The organism is Colwellia sp. Bg11-28 (assembly GCF_002836245.1).
In the GTDB taxonomy this organism is placed as follows: domain Bacteria; phylum Pseudomonadota; class Gammaproteobacteria; order Enterobacterales; family Alteromonadaceae; genus Colwellia; species Colwellia psychrerythraea_A.
In genome coordinates this window covers 1-2,491 of record NZ_PJBA01000009.1, presented here as the reverse complement: position 1 = coordinate 2,491, position 2,491 = coordinate 1, and the positions used below count along the sequence as shown (strand labels likewise).

Sequence of the window (2,491 nt, the reverse complement as noted above, 5' to 3'; positions counted from 1 at the left end):
GGGCTCCCACTGCTTGTACGTATGCGGTTTCAGGTTCTATTTCACTCCCCTCACAGGGGTTCTTTTCGCCTTTCCCTCACGGTACTGGTTCACTATCGGTCAGTTAGTAGTATTTAGCCTTGGAGGATGGTCCCCCCATATTCAGACAAAGTTTCACGTGCTCCGTCCTACTCGATTTCACTTAAAGGTTGCTTTTGTATACGGGACTATCACCCTGTATCGTTGTCCTTTCCAGAACATTCTACTAGCACCCTATAAGCTTAAGGGCTGATTCGCGTTCGCTCGCCGCTACTAACGAAATCTCGGTTGATTTCTTTTCCTCGGGGTACTTAGATGTTTCAGTTCTCCCGGTTCGCTTCGTTACGCTATGTATTCACGTAACGATACCTAGCTTATGCTAAGTGGGTTTCCCCATTCGGACATCTTTGGCTATAACGGTTTTTATCACCTCACCAAAGCTTTTCGCAGATTAACACGTCCTTCATCGCCTCTAACTGCCAAGGCATCCACCACATACGCTTAGTCACTTAACCATACAACCCTAAGTAGTCTCATCCGAAGATTTGAAAACGAAGTACACCTCGGAGACTAATCCAAGGTAATTGTAAAGTCTGACATTTTCACGTACTCAGTATATCCGAAGATATACGATGAGTTACTTGATAAGACATCATGTTCTTGCGAACAGTATGAATTCGATAATACATCCTTGGGGGGATGCACTATCACCATTACCACATTCACGATAAGAGAATGAGATAACAGCTTGGTATTTATAATCATGTAAACAACAGCGCGACACCGTGTTTACCTTATAAATACCGATATTTATATCAGCTTTCCAGATTGTTAAAGAATTCAAATTAGCACGCATTCGGCATAATTCGTGATTAATCTCTCTAATGAGAGTAAAAACCAAATTTAAAATCACTATAAAGTGTATTTAAATTTGGTCTCTTTCTTTAGTAAAAGATACGTGATGAGTTGGTGGAGCTAAGCAGGATCGAACTGCTGACCTCCTGCGTGCAAGGCAGGCGCTCTCCCAGCTGAGCTATAGCCCCATCAGGGTATCTTTCAATTTGTTATCATGTAATTTGTGTGAACACTCGTGAAATACAATCCGAAAACTGATTTCCATTAAGCAATTTTACTTCAAGATAAGGAGGTGATCCAACCCCAGGTTCCCCTAGGGTTACCTTGTTACGACTTCACCCCAGTCATGAAACACAAAGTGGTGACCGTCCTCCCCGAAGGGTTAAACTAGCCACTTCTTTTGCATCCCACTCCCATGGTGTGACGGGCGGTGTGTACAAGGCCCGGGAACGTATTCACCGTAGCATTCTGATCTACGATTACTAGCGATTCCGACTTCATGGAGTCGAGTTGCAGACTCCAATCCGGACTACGACAAGCTTTGTGGGATTCGCTCCACCTCGCGGTATTGCTGCCCTCTGTACCTGCCATTGTAGCACGTGTGTAGCCCATCCCGTAAGGGCCATGATGACTTGACGTCGTCCCCACCTTCCTCCGGTTTATCACCGGCAGTCTCCTTAGAGTTCCCGCCATAACGCGCTGGCAAATAAGGATAGGGGTTGCGCTCGTTGCGGGACTTAACCCAACATTTCACAACACGAGCTGACGACAGCCATGCAGCACCTGTCACAGAGTTCCCGAAGGCACAAGTCTATCTCTAGTCTCTTCTCTGGATGTCAAGGGATGGTAAGGTTCTTCGCGTTGCATCGAATTAAACCACATGCTCCACCGCTTGTGCGGGCCCCCGTCAATTCATTTGAGTTTTAACCTTGCGGCCGTACTCCCCAGGCGGTCAACTTAGTGCGTTAGCTGCGCCACTCACGGATCAAGTCCACAAACGGCTAGTTGACATCGTTTACGGCGTGGACTACCAGGGTATCTAATCCTGTTCGCTCCCCACGCTTTCGTTCCTCAGCGTCAGTATCTGTCCAGGTGGCCGCCTTCGCCACTGATGTTCCTTCCAATCTCTACGCATTTCACCGCTACACTGGAAATTCCACCACCCTCTACAGTACTCTAGTCTACCAGTTCAAAATGCAGTTCCAAGGTTGAGCCCTGGGCTTTCACATCTTGCTTAATAGACCGCCTACGAACGCTTTACGCCCAGTAATTCCGATTAACGCTTGCACCCCTCGTATTACCGCGGCTGCTGGCACGAAGTTAGCCGGTGCTTCTTCTGTTGTTAACGTCACAGAATGCAGCTATTAACTACACTCCTTTCCTCACAACTGAAAGTGCTTTACAACCCGAAGGCCTTCTTCACACACGCGGCATGGCTGCATCAGGCTTTCGCCCATTGTGCAATATTCCCCACTGCTGCCTCCCGTAGGAGTCTGGGCCGTGTCTCAGTCCCAGTGTGGCTGATCATCCTCTCAAACCAGCTAGAGATCGTCGCCTTGGTGAGCCATTACCTCACCAACTAGCTAATCTCACTTGGGCTAATCAAATGGCGAGAGGT

Annotated in this window: 1 tRNA gene and 2 rRNA genes; all 3 read right to left on the bottom strand. The window is 47.7% G+C overall.

The features are described from left to right. A 23S ribosomal RNA gene (locus tag CXF79_RS17405) occupies positions 1 to 533 on the bottom strand; the annotation flags it as partial. A gap of 452 nt (positions 534 to 985) precedes the next feature. Further along, positions 986 to 1,061: transfer RNA gene (locus CXF79_RS17395), tRNA-Ala, on the bottom strand. A gap of 97 nt (positions 1,062 to 1,158) precedes the next feature. Then, positions 1,159 to 2,491 (bottom strand): 16S ribosomal RNA (locus tag CXF79_RS17390); the annotation flags it as partial.